This is a genomic window from Lentzea sp. NPDC092896 (assembly GCF_044754905.1).
Classification (GTDB): domain Bacteria; phylum Actinomycetota; class Actinomycetes; order Mycobacteriales; family Pseudonocardiaceae; genus Lentzea.
The window spans coordinates 1,126,696-1,141,293 of the sequence record NZ_JBIVPX010000001.1; the positions used below are offsets into that span (position 1 = coordinate 1,126,696).

Below are 14,598 nucleotides of genomic sequence, written 5' to 3' on the forward strand. Positions count from 1 at the left end.
GTGTGACATGCCTCCGCCGATGCCGGTCTACCTGCCGGTAGCCGATAACCTCACCCGGTCAACCAGCAGCGATTCTCAGGAGAGCTAGTGAGTCGGTCCGTTCTGGTCACCGGAGGCAACCGCGGCATCGGCCTCGCCATCGCGCAGGCGTTCGCCGCGCAGGGCGACAAGGTCGCCGTGACGCACCGCGGGTCCGGCGCTCCCGAAGGCCTGCTCGGCGTGAAGTGCGACGTGACGAACTCCGCGGAGATCGACGCCGCGTTCACCGAGGTCGAGGCCGCGCACGGGCCCGTCGAGGTGCTCGTCTGCAACGCGGGCATGACGCAGGACACGCTGCTGCTGCGCATGAGCGAGGAGCAGTTCACCCAGGTCGTCGACGCGAACCTGACCGGCGCGTTCCGCTTCGCCCAGCGCGCCTCGCGCGGCATGCTGCGCAAGAAGTTCGGCCGCATCGTCTTCATCTCGTCGGTCGTCGGTCTCACCGGCGGCGCGGGCCAGGTCAACTACGCCGCGTCCAAGGCGGGCATGGTCGGCATGGCGCGCTCGATCGCGCTGGAGCTCGGCTCGCGCAACATCACCGCGAACGTCATCGCGCCCGGCTTCATCACCACGGACATGACGGCGGACCTTCCCGAGGCCGTCCGCGACGCCGCGCTCAAGCAGATCCCGGCCGCTCGTTACGGTGCGGCGGAAGAGATCGCGCGCGCCGTCACGTTCCTCGCCGCGAACGAGGCGGGCTACATCAACGGTGCCGTGCTGCCGGTCGACGGCGGCCTCGGCATGGGCCACTGAAGTTTCTGGTGTTCGTACTGCGAAAGGGTTGGATCAAGTGACCGGACTGCTCGAAGGCAAGCGACTGCTGATCACCGGTGTCATCACCGACGCGTCGATCGCCTTCCACGTCGCACGCGTCGCCCAGGAGCAGGGCGCCGAGGTCGTGCTGACCGGGTTCGGCCGGATGAGCCTCGTGACGCGCATCGCCCAGCGCCTGCCCAAGCCGGCGCCGGTCGTCGAGCTCGACGTGCAGAACCAGGAACACCTCGACACGCTCGCCGATCGGGTGCGTGAGCACGTCGACGGCCTCGACGGCGTCGTGCACGCCATCGGCTTCGCCCCGCAGAGCTGCCTCGGCGCACCGTTCATGGACGCGCCGTGGGAGGACGTCTCCGTCGCGATGCACGTCTCGGCGTACTCGTACAAGGCGCTCGTGCAGGCCACGCGTCCGTTGCTCTCGCACGGCGCGTCGGTCGTCGGCCTCGACTTCGACGCACGCCAGGCGTGGCCCGCGTACAACTGGATGGGCGCAGCGAAGGCGGCGTTCGAGTCGATCAACCGCTACATGGCGCGCGACCTCGGCCCGGACGGCATCCGCGTGAACCTGATCTCCGCCGGCCCGGTGCGCACCATGGCCGCGAAGTCCATCCCTGGCTTCGGCGAGCTGGAGAAGATGTGGGGCGAGAAGGCTCCGCTGTCGTGGGACGTCGACGACCCCACGCCGGTCGCGAAGTCCGTCTGCGGCCTGCTGTCCGACTGGTTCCCGGCCACCACCGGTTCGATGGTCTTCGTCGACGGCGGCGTGCACTTCCTCGGTCTCTGACGTCACATCTGTTCGTCATGTGAGGCGATCGGGCGTCTGATTGGATGGAGTGGTGAGTTTCGACGCGCTGCTCTGGCTGTCTTTTGGCGGCCCAGAAGGTCCTGAGGACGTCCGTCCCTTCCTGGAGAACGTGGTTCGCGGACGTGGCGTGCCGCCGGAGCGGCTGGACGAGGTCGAGGCCCATTACCAGCACTTCGGCGGCGTGTCGCCGATCAACCGCCTGAACCTCGAGGCCATCGAGGCCGTGCGCGCCACCGGTTTCGAGCTGCCGATCTACTTCGGCAACCGCAACTGGCACCCGATGGCCGAGGACGTCGTCGCGCGGATGAAGGCCGACGGCGTGAAGCGCGCCCTGGTGTTCCCGACGAGCGCGTACGGCGGCTACTCCGCGTGCCGCCAGTACGACGAGGACATCGTGCGCGCGCTGCAGGCCGTGCCGGACGGCCCCGAACTCGTGAAGCTGCGCCAGTTCTTCGACCACCCGCTCTTCGTTTCCTCTTTCGCCGACGGCATCCGCGCCGCCGCCGCGTCCCTCAACGGCCCGTACCGGCTGGTCTTCACCGCGCACTCGGTGCCGGTCTCCGCGGACAAGGCCGCAGGGCCGCCCGAGGAAGGCGGTTACCGCTACTCGCGTCAGATCGTCGAGGCCTCGCGGCTCGTGGCCGCGGAACTGGGCGTCACCGAGTACGACGTCGTGTGGCAGTCGCGTTCGGGCCCGCCGCAGATCCCGTGGCTGGAGCCGGACGTCGTCGACCACATCGACGCCCTGCACGCCAAGGGCGTCACCGGGGTCGTCGTGTGCCCGATCGGGTTCGTGTCCGACCACCTCGAGGTCGTGTGGGACCTCGACACCGAGGCCCGTGACCGTGCCGCCGAGCTGGGCATGGAGTTCGCCCGCGCCGCCACGCCGAACGGGGACCCGCGCTTCGCCGAACTCGTGGTGGAGCTCGTGGCCGAGCACATGTCGGACGCTCCCGTGCGGAAGCTGTCGTCGTTCGCGGTGGCGGGTTGCACGGTGAACGGTGCGCCGTGCGCGCCGTTGTGCTGCGAACCGGCGAAGAGGCCCGCTCGGGCTTAGCGACCTGCCGAACTGTGGAAAACTGCCGTTCATGACGTCCGTTCCCGACCGGATCGCCGCCGAGCTGGAGAAGGAGATCCTCGAGCAGCGGCTGGACTCCGGCGCGCGTTACGCGTTGCGCACGGAGCTGATCGAGCGGTACGGCGTCAGCGCCAACGCCATGAACGAGGCACTGCGCATCCTGCGGGAGCGCGGAGTCGTCGTCGTGAAGCCCGGTGTCCAAGGTGGAGTGTTCATCGCCCAGCCGCCGCCCCAGGTCCGGCTGGGCGTGATCGACCTGTGGTTCCGCGGGCTGCTGGTGGACGCCGTGGACCTGTTCGAGGCGCGTTCCCTGCTGGAGGACGGCTTCGCGGAGGTGGCGGCCGAGCGGGCGACCCCGGAGGACGCCCGCGATCTGGGCTGGGCGCTGGAGGAACTGCGCGACCGGCGCGACGACCCGCGGCTCTACCTCGAAGCCAACATGCGGCTGCACGCCGTGATCGCCCGCGCCGCCCGCGTTCCGGTGCTGGCGGCCATGTACGAGTCGATCGTCACGCTGCTGCGCGGCGCGCTGGTGCGAGCGGAGTTCGCGGTGGCCGATCCGAGCGAGGCGCTGGACCACAACATCGAGGTGCACGCCCGGCTGATCAAGGCGATCACCTCGGGTGACCGCGAACTGCTGGCCGCCGCGATCACCGACCACCGCACGGACCTGGTCCGGCTCACCGAGCCGTCGCGCTCACCCGGTCGGCCAGGAAGTCCTCCAGCAGCGCGGTGAACCGCTCCGCCTGTTCGATCTGGACCCAGTGTCCACAGCGCGCGAACACGTGCAGCTGAGCCCTGTCGATCAGGTCCAGCAACCGTAGCGAGGTGGCCAGCGGGATCACGCGGTCGTCGCGCCCGTGCACGATCAACGTCTCGTGCGGCAGCGCTGAGATGACGTCGTCGGCCAGCGCGAGCGCGTCGACACCGCTTTGCCGTGGTTCGGGGAACATGCTGGCGAACGCCTCGTGCACGCCGGGCCGGGTGGCCGCGTCGAGCCGCAGCCGGGCGAGGTCGTCGCGTACCGCGGAACCGTCGAAGGTGAACACGCCCAGAAGATCGCGCATCGCCTCCAGCGACGGCTCGAACCCCCACACGGCGTCGAGTCCGGGCGTGAGCTCGAAGTGCACGCCGACGCTGCCCATCAGCACCAGCCGGTCGACCCGTTCGGGAGCCACGTCCGCCAGGCGCAGGGCCAGTGCGCCGCCGAAGCTGTTGCCCACCACCGACACCTTCGGCACGTCCAGTGCGTCCAGGAAGCCGAGCAGATGGTCGAGCCACACCTGCGGGCTGTAGGCGAGGTGCGCCGGCCGTGCCGTGTAGCCGAAGCCGACGACGTCCGGCGCGAGGACGCGGTGCCGTTCGGACAGGCGGGGCAGCACGGTCCGCCAGTTCGCCCAGGCCGAGACGCCGGGACCGGAGCCATGGATCAGCAGCACGGGTGGCCCGTCGCCGAGGTCGTGGTAGTTCGTCGCGACGCCGCAGACGTCGACGCTCCGGCCGATCTCCTCGTTGGTCTTACGCATGGCCGGATAGTTGCATAACTTTCAGGAACAATCTAGCTCGTTCAAACTTGAACTAACGCGCAGAGTGCGCCTATGCTGCTGACGAGCTGGAAATATTGCGGAAGTTTCCGAAACTTTGCCGGAAGGCCGGTCATGCCCGTCGTCACGGTGGTTCCCCAGGACGTCCAGGTGCGGGCGCGGGCGGGTGAGTCGGTGGTCGACGCGCTGCGCCGGCACGGCTGGCGCAGCCCGTACCGGTGCCGGCGCGGTGGCTGCGGAGCGTGCCGCGCCCGGCTGCTCTCCGGACGGATCCGCTACCCGGTGCCGGTGGCCGAGTCCGTGCTCGGCGCGGCGGAGCAGGCGGCAGGACAGTGCCTGCCGTGCCGCGCAGTTCCGGTCACCGACGTCGTGCTCGACATCGGCGCGCAACCGCTCCGCGCGGTGCTGGCCAGCGCTCCCTCTCCCGATCCCCGCCCGCAGGAAGGACTGTGACCATGGCGGTCATCAGACTCGGCTACGTGCACGTTCGTGTCACCGACCTCGCCCAGGCCCGGCAGCACTACCAGGAGACGCTGGGCATGGACGCCGTCCACGAGGAGGACGGCAGGGTCTACCTCAAGTCGTGGGACGAGGACGACCACCACTCGGTCGTGCTCGAGGAGGGCGGCGTCGGACTGGTCAAGTTCGGTTACAAGGTCACCGCCGACGGCACGCTGGACGCGATCGAGTCGAAGGCGCGGTCGTTCGGCGCCACCTGCGAGCGGATGTCCAAGGGGGACAACGTGGGCGTGGGTGACGGACTGCGCGTCACGCTGCCGTCCGAGCACGTGCTCGAGCTCTACTCCGACGTCGACCACCTGGGCACCAAGGTCGGCAAGCTCAACCCCGACCCGTGGCCCCGCGACCTGCGCGGCATCGGCGTGCCGCGGATCAACCACGCCCTGATCACCACCGAGGACCCGGCCCTGCTGGAGCGGTTCTTCTCCGAGGTGCTGGCCTTCCGGCCGTCCGAACGGCTGGTCGCGAGCCACGAGGACTCCGACCTCGTCGGGTCGTGGATGTCCTGCGGTGACCAGCCACACGACATCGCGTTCGTCAAGGGCGCCAACGGAAAGCTCCACCACTTCGCCTACGAGATCGACGACTGGAGCGCGTTGCTGCGGGCCGGCGACGTCATGTCGATGGACGACGTGCCGATCGACTTCGGTCCCGCCCGCCACGGCATCACCCGCGGCGGCACCATCTACTTCTTCGACCCGTCCGGCAACCGCAACGAGGTCTTCTCCGGCGGCTACCGCACCGGCCCGGACTTCCGCCCCATCACCTGGACGATGGACCAGGCCGCGCGCGGCATCAACTACACCCACCGGGAGATCGACCAGGAGTTCCTCCAGGTCGTCACCTGACGTCAGTGCCGGCCGGCTCCGCTGTCCGCCAGCACGCGCACGGCCTCGTCGACCGCCGCGCACCGTGCGCGCCGCACGGCCTCCGACACCGGCCGCAGCGCCTCGGTGCGCGCGGTCATCGCCGACGCCGACATCGCGCCGCCGGGGGAGTCGGAACTCGCCACGGACACGATCGCGGCCACCTCGGCGGCCCGTTGCAGCACCCGCAGCGAGCGGGGCGGCATCGCGTCCGGCCACGGCAGCTTGGAGTTCTCCGCCGCGAGGTCGGTGATCTCCTTGCGGACGTTCGGGCGGTGCTTGGCCACGTCGAGCGACGCCAGGGCCGCCGTCGCCTCGCGCAGCGCCGCGCCCAGGCCGTGCTCGGCCTCGCCGATCGGGATGTGCTCCAGGCCGTTGGACGACGGCAGGTCGAACACCGTCCAGCGCATCACGCCGTCCGCCACGATCTTCGGCACGAGCCCGATGTGCACGGACGGCACCACGAGGGCCTCGCCGGACCGCAGCGCGCACGTCGAGAGAGGGCCTTTGCCTCCCAGGCCTCGTACGTCGCCCGGTACTGGCAGCACCAGCCGGGCGGAGGTCGCTCCCGCGCGCCGCAGGGCGGCCAGCAGCAGAGCGGGCCCCACGGGGGCCTCGTCGGGACCGGGGAGGTCGAGCGCCGTGGCGGTGCCGTCGTCGTCGGCCACCACCTCGTGCTGCTCGGCCCACATGTGCAGGGCGTCGAGGACGTCGTCGGCGGCGGCTAGACCGTGCAGCCATCCCGACGTCCACACGACCAGCGTGGCACTTGCACAGGACACCCGACGAGATTACGTGGCCCTGCCCTGCCGGCCCCACCCGGTGTGCCCGATCCGAGACGACTATTTGGCCGGACCGATGTGCTTTTCGAGGAGAGTGCGGAACGACGCCGTGTCCTCATCGGACGCGAAGGCGCGGTGCGGCACGGAAAGCGACGCCGCGCCCTCGTCGAGCGTCTCCAGCACGAAGCCCTGCCGCGTCTCGGTCCAGCCCGGCAGCTCCTGCCAGACGATCTCCTCGCGCACGGCGTTGCCCACGGCCATCCGGAACGACTGCTCGTCGGCGCTGCCGACCACGGTCCGGCTGATCATCTCGTCGGACGTGAAGCGCCACCACACCGCGACCGGCTCCATGAATCCGATGACCAGCGCGCACACCAGGCCGAAGAGCGCCACGAAGAGCGCGTCGTCGAAGCCGAACAGCAGCACCAGCGAGACCACCGCGAGCACGAGCGCGAACCACGGCGCCCATCTGAACATCGGCACCATCGCGCGCAGGCTGGCCCGCCAGTCCGCCGGTGAAGGGGCCCATTTGAAATCAACGCTGTCACTCATGTCGCCCCGCATTCTGGCGCACGGGCCGGGCCCGCGCCTGGAGTTGCTCCACATCGACGGGTCCCGATTCGGTGCGTAGCGTCGTCTGCGTGACCCAGAACCTGGCCCGCACGGCGGGCGAACTGCGCGCCGCCGGGCACCTGCCGCGCGGCGTCAAGACCGAGATCAGGGAGAACCTCCTCGCGGCCCTGCGCGAAGGACGCAATCCGTGGCCCGGCATCGTCGGTTTCGACCGCACGGTGCTGCCCCAGCTCGAACGTGCTCTCCTGGCCGGCCACGACGTCGTCCTGCTCGGCGAACGCGGGCAGGGCAAGACCCGCCTGCTGCGCACCATCGTGTCGTTGCTCGACGAGTGGACGCCCGTCATCGAGGGCTCCGAGCTGGGCGAACACCCGCTCGACCCGATCACGCCCGAGTCGAAGAGGCGGGCCGCCGAGCTCGGCGACGACCTGCCGGTGGTGTGGCGGCACCGCGACGAGCGTTACGCGGAGAAGCTCGCGACGCCCGACACGTCCGTGGGTGACCTGGTCGGCGACGTCGACCCGGTGAAGGTCGCCGAAGGCCGTTCGCTCGGCGACCCGGAGACGATCCACTACGGCATGCTCCCGCGCGCCCACCGCGGCATCATCGCCATCAACGAACTGCCCGACCTGGCCGAACGCATCCAGGTCTCGCTGCTCAACGTCATGGAGGAGCGCGACATCCAGGTCCGCGGCTACACGCTGCGGCTGCCGCTGGACGTGCTGCTCGTGGCGACCGCGAACCCCGAGGACTACACGAACCGCGGCCGCATCATCACGCCGCTGAAGGACCGCTTCGGCGCCGAGGTGCGCACGCACTACCCGTTGGAGATCGACGCCGAGGTCGACCTGGTTCGCCAGGAAGCCGATCTCGTCGCCGAAGTGGGCGACCACCTGCTGGAGATCATCGCCCGGTTCGTCCGGCACCTGCGCGAGTCGTCGTCGATCGACCAGCGCTCCGGCGTCTCGGCCCGGTTCGCGGTCGCGGCGGCGGAGACCGTCGCGGCGTCGGCACTGCGGCGGTCCGCGCTGATCGGCGAGACGCCGGCCATCGCCCGCCCGGTCGACCTCGAGTCGGTGCCGGACGTGCTGCGCGGCAAGCTCGAGTTCGAGGCGGGGGAGGAGGGCCGTGAGGACGAGGTCCTCATCCACCTGCTGCGCCGCTCGATCGCCGACACGGCTCGTGCCCGGCTGGCCGGCCTGAACCTGCGCGCGCTGGCCGAGGTCGTCTCGGACGGCCACCCCGTCGCGACCGGCGACCGGGTGCACGCGGGCGACCTGCTGGCGGCGTTGCCGGAGCTCCCGATCCTGCACGAGGTGGCGGCCCGCATGGGCGCGGGCCCGAAGGACCCCGTCGGGCGCATCGCCTCGGCCGTGGAACTGGCCCTGGAGTCGCTGTACCTGACCCGCCACCTGTCGAAGGACAACTCCTCCGACGACGACCGATCGGTGTACGGATGAGATACCGCTACGGACGCTGGGGCGGCGGCGCCGATCCGCTGGCGCCCCCGGTGGACCTCCGCGCGGCCGTGGACGAACTCGGCCGCGAGATCATGGAGGGCGCCTCACCGCAGTCCGCCCTGCGCGAACTGCTGCGCCGCGGCGTCGACGGCACCCGCGGCCTCGACGACCTGACCTCGCGCCTGTGGCAGCGCCGCGCGTCGATCCAGCGCCGGCACCGCCTGGACGGCACGCTCACCGAGGTCAAGCAGTTGCTGGACAAGGCGGTCGAGGCCGAGCGCCGCGCGCTGTTCCCGGACCCGTCCGACGACGCGCGCTTCCGCGAGGCCCAGCTCGACGCACTGCCGCCGGGCACCGCCGCGGCCGTGCAGGAGCTGTCCTCCTACGACTGGCGTTCGCAGGAGGCCCGCGAGGCGTTCGAGCAGATCCGCGAGCTGCTCGGCCGTGAACTGCTGGACCAGCGCTTCCAGGGCATCAAGGAAGCCATGTCCAACGTGGACGCCGAGGACGTCAAGCGCATCCAGCGCATGCTCCGCGACCTCAACTCGTTGCTGGAGGCGCACGCCTCGGGCTCCCCGGACACGCCGCGCATGTTCGACGACTTCATGCGCAAGCACGGCGAGTTCTTCCCGGAACAGCCCCGCAACGTCGACGAGCTCATCGACGCGCTGGCCGCCCGTTCGGCGGCCGCGCAACGCATGATGAACTCGATGACCGACGCCCAGCGGGCCGAGCTGTCCGCGTTGTCCCAGCAGGCCTTCGGTGGTATCGGCTCCTCTCTGTCCACTCTGGACTCGCTGTTGCAACGCCTGCGCCCCGGCGAGGACTGGACGTCGTCGGCCCGCTTCCGCGGCCAGGACCCGCTGGGCCTGGGCGAGGGCGCGCAGGCCATGGCGGACCTCGCCGAACTCGACGCCCTGGCCGAACAGCTCTCGCAGTCGTATCCGGGCGCACGCCTGGAGGACATCGACCTCGAAGCCCTGGAACGCCAGCTCGGCGAGTCGGCCTCGGTCGACGCCCGTCGCCTGGCGGAGCTGGAAAAGGCGCTGCGCCAGCAGAACATCGTGGAACGCGCCCCGGACGGCTCGTTGCGCCTGACGCCCAAAGCGTTGCGGCGCCTGGGCGAAACGGCACTGCGCGGCGTCGTGGACCAGCTCCGCTCGTCGCAGGGTTCGCGCGAGACCACGTCCGCCGGCGCGGCGGGCGAACTGATCGGCTCGACCAGGCCGTGGCAGTTCGGCGACACCGAACCCTGGGACGTGCCACGAACCCTGCGCAACTCCGTGCTGCGCTCCGGCTCGATGTCCCTCGACGTCGTGGACCTGGAAGTGTCCGAGACCGAACACCGCACCCGTGCGGCCGTCGCTCTGTGCGTGGACACCTCCTGGTCGATGGTGCAGGACGGCCGTTGGGTGCCGATGAAACGCACGGCCCTCGCCCTGCATCACCTCGTGCGCACCCGTTTCCGGACGGACGCTCTGCAACTGGTGACCTTCGGGCGTTATGCCGAGGCCGTGGACATCGGTCAACTGACCGCGCTGGAAGGCGTGTGGGAGCAGGGCACGAACCTGCACCACGCCCTGTTGCTGGCCGGGCGCCACGTGCGTCGGCATCCCGACGCACAGCCCGTGGTGCTGGTCGTGACCGATGGCGAGCCCACGGCCCACCTGGAGCCCGAGGGGGACGCGGAGTTCAACTACCCGCCGCTGCCCCGGACCCTGGCCAAGACCCTGAACGAGGTCGACGCACTGGCTCGGCTCGGCGCGACGATCTCGGTGTTCAAGCTGGGCGACGACCCCCGGCTGGCCGCTTTCGTCGACATCGTGGCCCGCCGTGGTGGCGGGCGTGTGGTGTCGGCGGACGAGGAAGGGCTCGGGGCCGCCGTGGTCAGCGACTACCTGAGGTCTCGGCGCCGGCGTCGTTGATGGTGCGTCGGTTCCTCCTTGCCGTTGTGCTCAGTGGCGTGCCTTCGACCGTGCACGCTCTGGTGGCGGGTGACGATCTGTTGCGCGCCACCAGAGCCGCCGGGTCGTTGGTCGGCGGTGGGGTTCGGTCCGGCGTTGTGGTGCACCTTGCCGTGTCTGCGTTCTGGACGTTCGTGCTGACACGGCTTCGGGTGCGCGGTGTGGTCGGTGGGGCGGTGGCCGGGTTGGTGATCGCCGCCCTCGACCTGGAGATCATCGGGCGCCGCAACGCGCAGATCCGTGCGCTGCCCACGGTGCCGCAGTGGCTGGATCACGTGGCGTTCGGCGTCCTCGTCGCCCGGTCAGCTCAGGTGGACGGCCGCGAGGCGGGGTAAGCGTTGGCGCATCTCGGTCTCGTTCTCGAAGTCGAAGTCCCAGGACGGGTCCAGGGCTGGGCGGTTGCCGGGTTCCCAGGCCGCGTCGGGGAGGTCTTCGCCGGTGGCGGCCCCGTGGGCCTGCTGCGCGAGGGAGAGGGTGTTCTCGCAGGTGCCGATCCTGCCGGTGAGGTCAGGGGTCGGCGTGAGGCCGGCCAGGGAGTCCGGGTCGGCCACGGCGGCCTCGAACACCTGCCTTCCCCTGGTCAGGAGCCAACCGCGGAAGTAGTCGAAGCCGTCGTCGGAACACCCGCCGCGGATCAGGAACGCCGCCGCCCACAGCGGGGCGACGTAGGAGGCGTCCATCAGCCGCCACAGCGCCTGGTGGGTCGCCACGATCTCGGCCGGCGGCCGGGTGGCGAGCAGCGCGGCGGCGTTCGCGGCCACCTCGCAGCACGTCGTCGAGTCGGCCCGGGCCGACTCGATCAGGCTCCAGAAGGCGTCGGTCACGACTCGTAGAGCGCGGCGAGGCGGGGTAAGCGGACGGCGAGCTCGGCGCTGTCGTCGAAGTCGAAGTCCCAGTCCGGGTCGAGATCGGGGTAGCTGATCCGGAAGGCGTCCTGCGGCAACTGCATTCCGGTGGCCTTGATGTGGGCGTTCCAGGCGATGGACAGGGCCGACTCGCACTCGAACTCCATGCCGGACTCGGCGGCCTCCACGACCGCGGGCAGGGAGGCCAGCGAGTCGGGCGAGGCCACGACGGTGGTGTAGGTCTCCTCGCCCTGGGTGAGGAGCCAGCCGCGGAAGTAGTCGAAGCCGTCGTCCGAGCAGCCGCCGTTGATCAGGTAGGCCGCCGCCCACAGCGGGTTCTGGTACGAGACGGCGAGCAGATCCCACAGGACCTGCTGCGCCGCCACGATCTCGGCGGGCGGACGGGCTGCCAGCAGGGCGGAGGCGGCCGCGGCCACTTCCTCGCCGTCGGACGGGTCGGAGACGCTCGCACGGGCGTCGGCGATGAGCTTCCAGAAGGTGTTCTGATCCACGTCGAGAAGCTTGGCAGAGGGGTCTGACAATTTTTGGCGCCTGACTTACGAGCCGGAACGTTCTAGAGGCATGGCTCGCAACGTCGCCGTGCGAATTCGTGGTCAGACGGGTGCATCGTGGTGTCGCCCCCACGCCCTCGTACTGGTTGTACGGGGGCGTGGGGGCGGCACCGCGAGGTGCCCTGCTGAGCGCGAATTCACCGCCAACGTTGCGAGTCGTGCCACTAGGTTGGGAAGCATGATCAGGAACCTGTTTCGTTCGCTCGAGGCCGTCCACGGAATGATCTACTTCGCCCCCGAGGCGGACTCCCGGTACGCGAGCGTCGGGCTCGACCGGCCCGGCGGGTACTTCGCGTCACGGGCGGCGGCGCTGGGGGCGGTCGGGGCCGAGATCGTGATCGCGACCTTCTACAACTTCAACCCCGAGATCGTGCGGGCGCGCATTCCCCAGGCGTGGGAGAAGGTCACGCCGGAGCGCATGCTCGAACTGCGCTGGGAGGCGGCGGACGAGGCTCTCGCGAAGGCTCTGCCCGATGATCTGAAGGAGATCACCGAACTGGCCAAGCGCGCTGCCGAGCGGTCGAAGGAGATGCTGAGCGGCCGCACGTTGTTCGCCGCGCACGCGCGCCTGCCGTGGCCGGACGAGCCCCGCCTGCAGTTGTTCCACGCCCAGACGTTGCTGCGGGAGTTCCGCGGCGACGGGCATCTCGCGGCTCTGCTCCGGCACAACATCTCCGGCATCGAGGCGTTGGTGCTGCACGTCGCGACGGGTGACTACCCGGCCGACGTGTTGCGCAAGACGCGTGCGTGGTCGGAGGAGCAGTGGGCGGCGACGGTGGAAGACCTGCAGAAGCGCGGGCTGGTGAACCAAGACCAGCTGCTCACCGAGCAGGGGCGCGAGTTGCGGCAGGGCATCGAGGACGACACGGACCGCATGGCCGCGCCGGCCTACGACGTCCTCTCCGACCAGGAGAAGCAGCGGTTCGTCGAACTGGCCGCGCCGCTCAGCAAGGCCGTGGTCGAAGCCGGGATGGTCCCCGGACGCCGCTAGTCGGTCCCGTCGCGGTCAGTGGACGCGAGCGCCTTCTCGGTGGCCTCGTCCTTCCCGGCACGGTGCTTTCCGGGATGGGTCAGCGAGAAGTGCGCCTCGTCCCGCATCCGTTCGACCATGTGCGGGTAGTGCAGCTCGAACGCCGGACGCTCCGAGCGGATCCTCGGCAGCTCCTTGAAGTTGTGCCGCGGCGGGGGTGACGTCGTGGCCCACTCCAGCGAGTTGCCGTAGCCCCACGGGTCGTCCTGCGGGGCCGGGTCGCCGTAGCGGTAGGAGCGGAAGACGTTCCACACGAACGGGAGCACGGACGCGCCGAGCAGGAACGAGCTGATCGTCGAGATCATGTTCAGCGTCGTGAAGCCGTCGGAGGCGAGGTAGTCGGCGTAGCGGCGCGGCATGCCCTCGTTGCCCAGCCAGTGCTGGACGAGGAACGTGCCGTGGAACCCGAGGAACGTCGTCCAGAAGTGCAGCTTGCCCAACGGCTCGTTGAGCATCCGCCCGGTCATCTTGGGGAACCAGAAGTAGATGCCCGCGTACGTGGCGAACACGATCGTGCCGAACAGCACGTAGTGGAAGTGCGCCACCACGAAGTACGTGTCGGACACGTGGAAGTCGACGGCGGGGGAGGCGAGCAGGATGCCCGTCAGGCCACCGAACAGGAACGTGACGAGGAAGCCGATCGAGAACAGCATCGGCGTCTCGAACGTCAGCTGCCCCTTCCACATCGTGCCGATCCAGTTGAAGAACTTGATGCCCGTCGGCACCGCGATGAGGAACGTCATCAGCGCGAAGAACGGCAGCAGCACCGCACCCGTGGCGTACATGTGGTGCGCCCACACGGCCACGGACAGCATCGCGATCGCCAGCGTCGCGAACACCAAACCCTTGTAGCCGAACAACGGTTTACGGCTGAACACGGGGAAGACCTCGGTCACGATCCCGAAGAACGGCAACGCGACGATGTACACCTCGGGGTGACCGAAGAACCAGAACAGGTGCTGCCACAGGATCACGCCACCGTTGGCCGGGTCGAACACGTGCGCCCCGAGGTGCCGGTCCGCCGCCAGGCCCATCAGCGCCGCGGTCAGGATCGGGAACGCCAGCAGGATCAGCACGGACGTCACCAGGATGTTCCAGGTGAACACCGGCATGCGGAACATCGTCATGCCCGGCGCCCGCAGGCACACCACGGTCGTCGTCATGTTGACCGCGCCGAGGATCGTGCCCAGACCGGAGATCGCCAGACCCATGATCCACAGGTCCGCGCCGATGCCCGGCGAGTGCACGGCCGACGACAGCGGTGTGTACGCGAACCAGCCGAAGTCCGCCGCGCCACCGGGAGTCAGGAACCCCGAGACGGTGATGATGGCGCCGAACAGGTAGAGCCAGTACGAGAAGGCGTTCAGGCGCGGGAACGCGACGTCCGGCGAGCCGATCTGCAGCGGCAGGACGTAGTTCGCGAACCCGAACAGGATCGGCGTCGCGTACAGCAACAGCATGATCGTGCCGTGCATGGTGAACAGCTGGTTGTACTGCTCGTTCGACAGGAACTGCAGACCCGGCCGCCCCAGCTCGGCGCGCATCAGCAGCGCCATCACGCCGCCGATCATGAAGAACGCGAACGACGTGGTCAGGTACATGATCCCGATCTGCTTGGGATCTGTCGTCTTGAACAACGAGAGGAAGTACGAACCCTTCGGCCGTGCACGCGCCGCCCCCGGATGGGGCACCACAGGCGTGGGCTTGATCGTGGTCATCGCGCCTCCTCCGTGCCAGACGTGAATCG

Annotated in this window: 16 protein-coding genes; 10 read left to right on the top strand and 6 right to left on the bottom strand. The window is 69.6% G+C overall.

Features of this window, described 5'->3' with window-relative positions; all coding sequences use genetic code 11:
• Window positions 1–87 precede the first annotated feature (87 nt).
• From fabG to ACIQF0_RS05005, 4 genes are read left to right on the top strand one after another with little or no spacing between them, the layout of a single operon-like run.
• Entirely contained in the window at window positions 88–792 is a 705-nt protein-coding gene (fabG, locus tag ACIQF0_RS04990; protein ID WP_401024570.1) for a 3-oxoacyl-ACP reductase FabG, read from the top strand.
• Window positions 793–829: 37 nt separating this feature from the next.
• Window positions 830–1,597 (top strand): enoyl-ACP reductase FabI, encoded by a 768-nt coding sequence (gene fabI, locus ACIQF0_RS04995; RefSeq protein WP_093588011.1) that lies wholly within the window; start codon window positions 830–832, stop codon window positions 1,595–1,597.
• 52 nt (window positions 1,598–1,649) lie between these two features.
• On the top strand, window positions 1,650–2,675 hold the full coding sequence (locus ACIQF0_RS05000; protein WP_401024574.1) for a ferrochelatase: 1,026 nt from the start codon (window positions 1,650–1,652) through the stop codon (window positions 2,673–2,675).
• 31 nt (window positions 2,676–2,706) lie between these two features.
• Window positions 2,707–3,432, top strand: coding sequence for a FadR/GntR family transcriptional regulator (locus ACIQF0_RS05005; RefSeq protein WP_401024577.1), 726 nt, complete (start codon window positions 2,707–2,709; stop codon window positions 3,430–3,432).
• Here ACIQF0_RS05005 and ACIQF0_RS05010 read toward each other — a convergent pair.
• The gene (locus tag ACIQF0_RS05010; protein ID WP_401024579.1) at window positions 3,377–4,222 is read right to left on the bottom strand and encodes an alpha/beta fold hydrolase; all 846 of its coding nucleotides are present in this window, start codon (window positions 4,220–4,222) and stop codon (window positions 3,377–3,379) included. The two genes, ACIQF0_RS05005 and ACIQF0_RS05010, sit on opposite strands and share 56 nt — an antisense overlap.
• Before the next feature lie 132 nt (window positions 4,223–4,354).
• Here ACIQF0_RS05010 and ACIQF0_RS05015 point away from each other — a divergent pair, with 132 nt between their 5' ends.
• Together ACIQF0_RS05015 and ACIQF0_RS05020 are read left to right on the top strand one after the other, a co-directional pair.
• Window positions 4,355–4,693: a 2Fe-2S iron-sulfur cluster-binding protein gene (locus ACIQF0_RS05015; RefSeq protein WP_360032944.1), complete on the top strand. Its 339-nt coding sequence runs from the start codon at window positions 4,355–4,357 to the stop codon at window positions 4,691–4,693.
• 2 nt (window positions 4,694–4,695) lie between these two features.
• Entirely contained in the window at window positions 4,696–5,607 is a 912-nt protein-coding gene (locus ACIQF0_RS05020) for a catechol 2,3-dioxygenase (protein WP_401024583.1), read from the top strand.
• A 2-nt stretch (window positions 5,608–5,609) separates the two neighbouring features.
• On the opposite strand, the gene ACIQF0_RS05025 is transcribed toward ACIQF0_RS05020, so the two are convergent.
• Together ACIQF0_RS05025 and ACIQF0_RS05030 are read right to left on the bottom strand one after the other, a co-directional pair.
• Complete coding sequence (locus tag ACIQF0_RS05025; RefSeq protein ID WP_401024585.1) at window positions 5,610–6,407, bottom strand: hypothetical protein; 798 nt, start codon at window positions 6,405–6,407, stop codon at window positions 5,610–5,612.
• Between the two features lie 60 nt (window positions 6,408–6,467).
• Complete coding sequence (locus ACIQF0_RS05030; RefSeq protein ID WP_360032953.1) at window positions 6,468–6,893, bottom strand: YcxB family protein; 426 nt, start codon at window positions 6,891–6,893, stop codon at window positions 6,468–6,470.
• Window positions 6,894–7,048: 155 nt separating this feature from the next.
• Here ACIQF0_RS05030 and ACIQF0_RS05035 point away from each other — a divergent pair, with 155 nt between their 5' ends.
• Genes ACIQF0_RS05035 through ACIQF0_RS05045 form a run of 3 tightly spaced genes read left to right on the top strand, consistent with a single transcriptional unit; the run spans window position 7,049 to window position 10,739 of the window.
• Entirely contained in the window at window positions 7,049–8,440 is a 1,392-nt protein-coding gene (locus tag ACIQF0_RS05035; RefSeq protein ID WP_360032956.1) for a sigma 54-interacting transcriptional regulator, read from the top strand.
• Entirely contained in the window at window positions 8,437–10,365 is a 1,929-nt protein-coding gene (locus ACIQF0_RS05040; RefSeq protein WP_401024588.1) for a VWA domain-containing protein, read from the top strand. Before ACIQF0_RS05035 ends, ACIQF0_RS05040 begins: the two co-directional genes overlap by 4 nt.
• A 38-nt stretch (window positions 10,366–10,403) precedes the next feature.
• Window positions 10,404–10,739 (top strand): hypothetical protein, encoded by a 336-nt coding sequence (locus ACIQF0_RS05045; protein ID WP_401024591.1) that lies wholly within the window; start codon window positions 10,404–10,406, stop codon window positions 10,737–10,739.
• Here the strand turns inward: ACIQF0_RS05045 and ACIQF0_RS05050 are convergent.
• Window positions 10,707–11,228 carry a DUF4240 domain-containing protein gene (locus tag ACIQF0_RS05050; RefSeq protein ID WP_401024593.1) on the bottom strand — a complete coding sequence of 174 codons (522 nt, stop codon included), beginning with the start codon at window positions 11,226–11,228 and terminating at the stop codon, window positions 10,707–10,709. The two genes, ACIQF0_RS05045 and ACIQF0_RS05050, sit on opposite strands and share 33 nt — an antisense overlap.
• Window positions 11,225–11,761, bottom strand: a complete 537-nt coding sequence (locus tag ACIQF0_RS05055; RefSeq protein WP_401024596.1) for a DUF4240 domain-containing protein — start codon at window positions 11,759–11,761, stop codon at window positions 11,225–11,227. The genes ACIQF0_RS05050 and ACIQF0_RS05055 overlap by 4 nt, the downstream gene beginning before the upstream one ends.
• A 238-nt stretch (window positions 11,762–11,999) precedes the next feature.
• On the opposite strand from ACIQF0_RS05055, the gene ACIQF0_RS05060 reads away from it, so the two are divergent.
• Complete coding sequence (locus ACIQF0_RS05060; protein WP_360032970.1) at window positions 12,000–12,812, top strand: SCO6745 family protein; 813 nt, start codon at window positions 12,000–12,002, stop codon at window positions 12,810–12,812.
• Here ACIQF0_RS05060 and ctaD read toward each other — a convergent pair.
• Window positions 12,809–14,569 carry a cytochrome c oxidase subunit I gene (gene ctaD / locus ACIQF0_RS05065; protein ID WP_401024599.1) on the bottom strand — a complete coding sequence of 587 codons (1,761 nt, stop codon included), beginning with the start codon at window positions 14,567–14,569 and terminating at the stop codon, window positions 12,809–12,811. The two genes, ACIQF0_RS05060 and ctaD, sit on opposite strands and share 4 nt — an antisense overlap.
• Between the last annotated feature and the right edge of the window lie 29 nt (window positions 14,570–14,598).

Excerpts from the sequence above, each read along its gene's own strand:
- ACIQF0_RS05020 (WP_401024583.1), top strand. The coding sequence starts at position 4,696 with ATGGCGGTCATCAGACTCGGCTACGTGCACGTTCGTGTCACCGACCTC.
- ACIQF0_RS05030 (WP_360032953.1), bottom strand. The coding sequence starts at position 6,893 with ATGGTGCCGATGTTCAGATGGGCGCCGTGGTTCGCGCTCGTGCTCGCG.
- ACIQF0_RS05060 (WP_360032970.1), top strand. The coding sequence starts at position 12,000 with ATGATCAGGAACCTGTTTCGTTCGCTCGAGGCCGTCCACGGAATGATC.
- ACIQF0_RS05015 (WP_360032944.1), top strand. The coding sequence starts at position 4,355 with ATGCCCGTCGTCACGGTGGTTCCCCAGGACGTCCAGGTGCGGGCGCGG.
- ACIQF0_RS05010 (WP_401024579.1), bottom strand. The coding sequence starts at position 4,222 with ATGCGTAAGACCAACGAGGAGATCGGCCGGAGCGTCGACGTCTGCGGC.
- ctaD (WP_401024599.1), bottom strand. The coding sequence starts at position 14,569 with ATGACCACGATCAAGCCCACGCCTGTGGTGCCCCATCCGGGGGCGGCG.
- ACIQF0_RS05005 (WP_401024577.1), top strand. The coding sequence starts at position 2,707 with ATGACGTCCGTTCCCGACCGGATCGCCGCCGAGCTGGAGAAGGAGATC.
- ACIQF0_RS05040 (WP_401024588.1), top strand. The coding sequence starts at position 8,437 with ATGAGATACCGCTACGGACGCTGGGGCGGCGGCGCCGATCCGCTGGCG.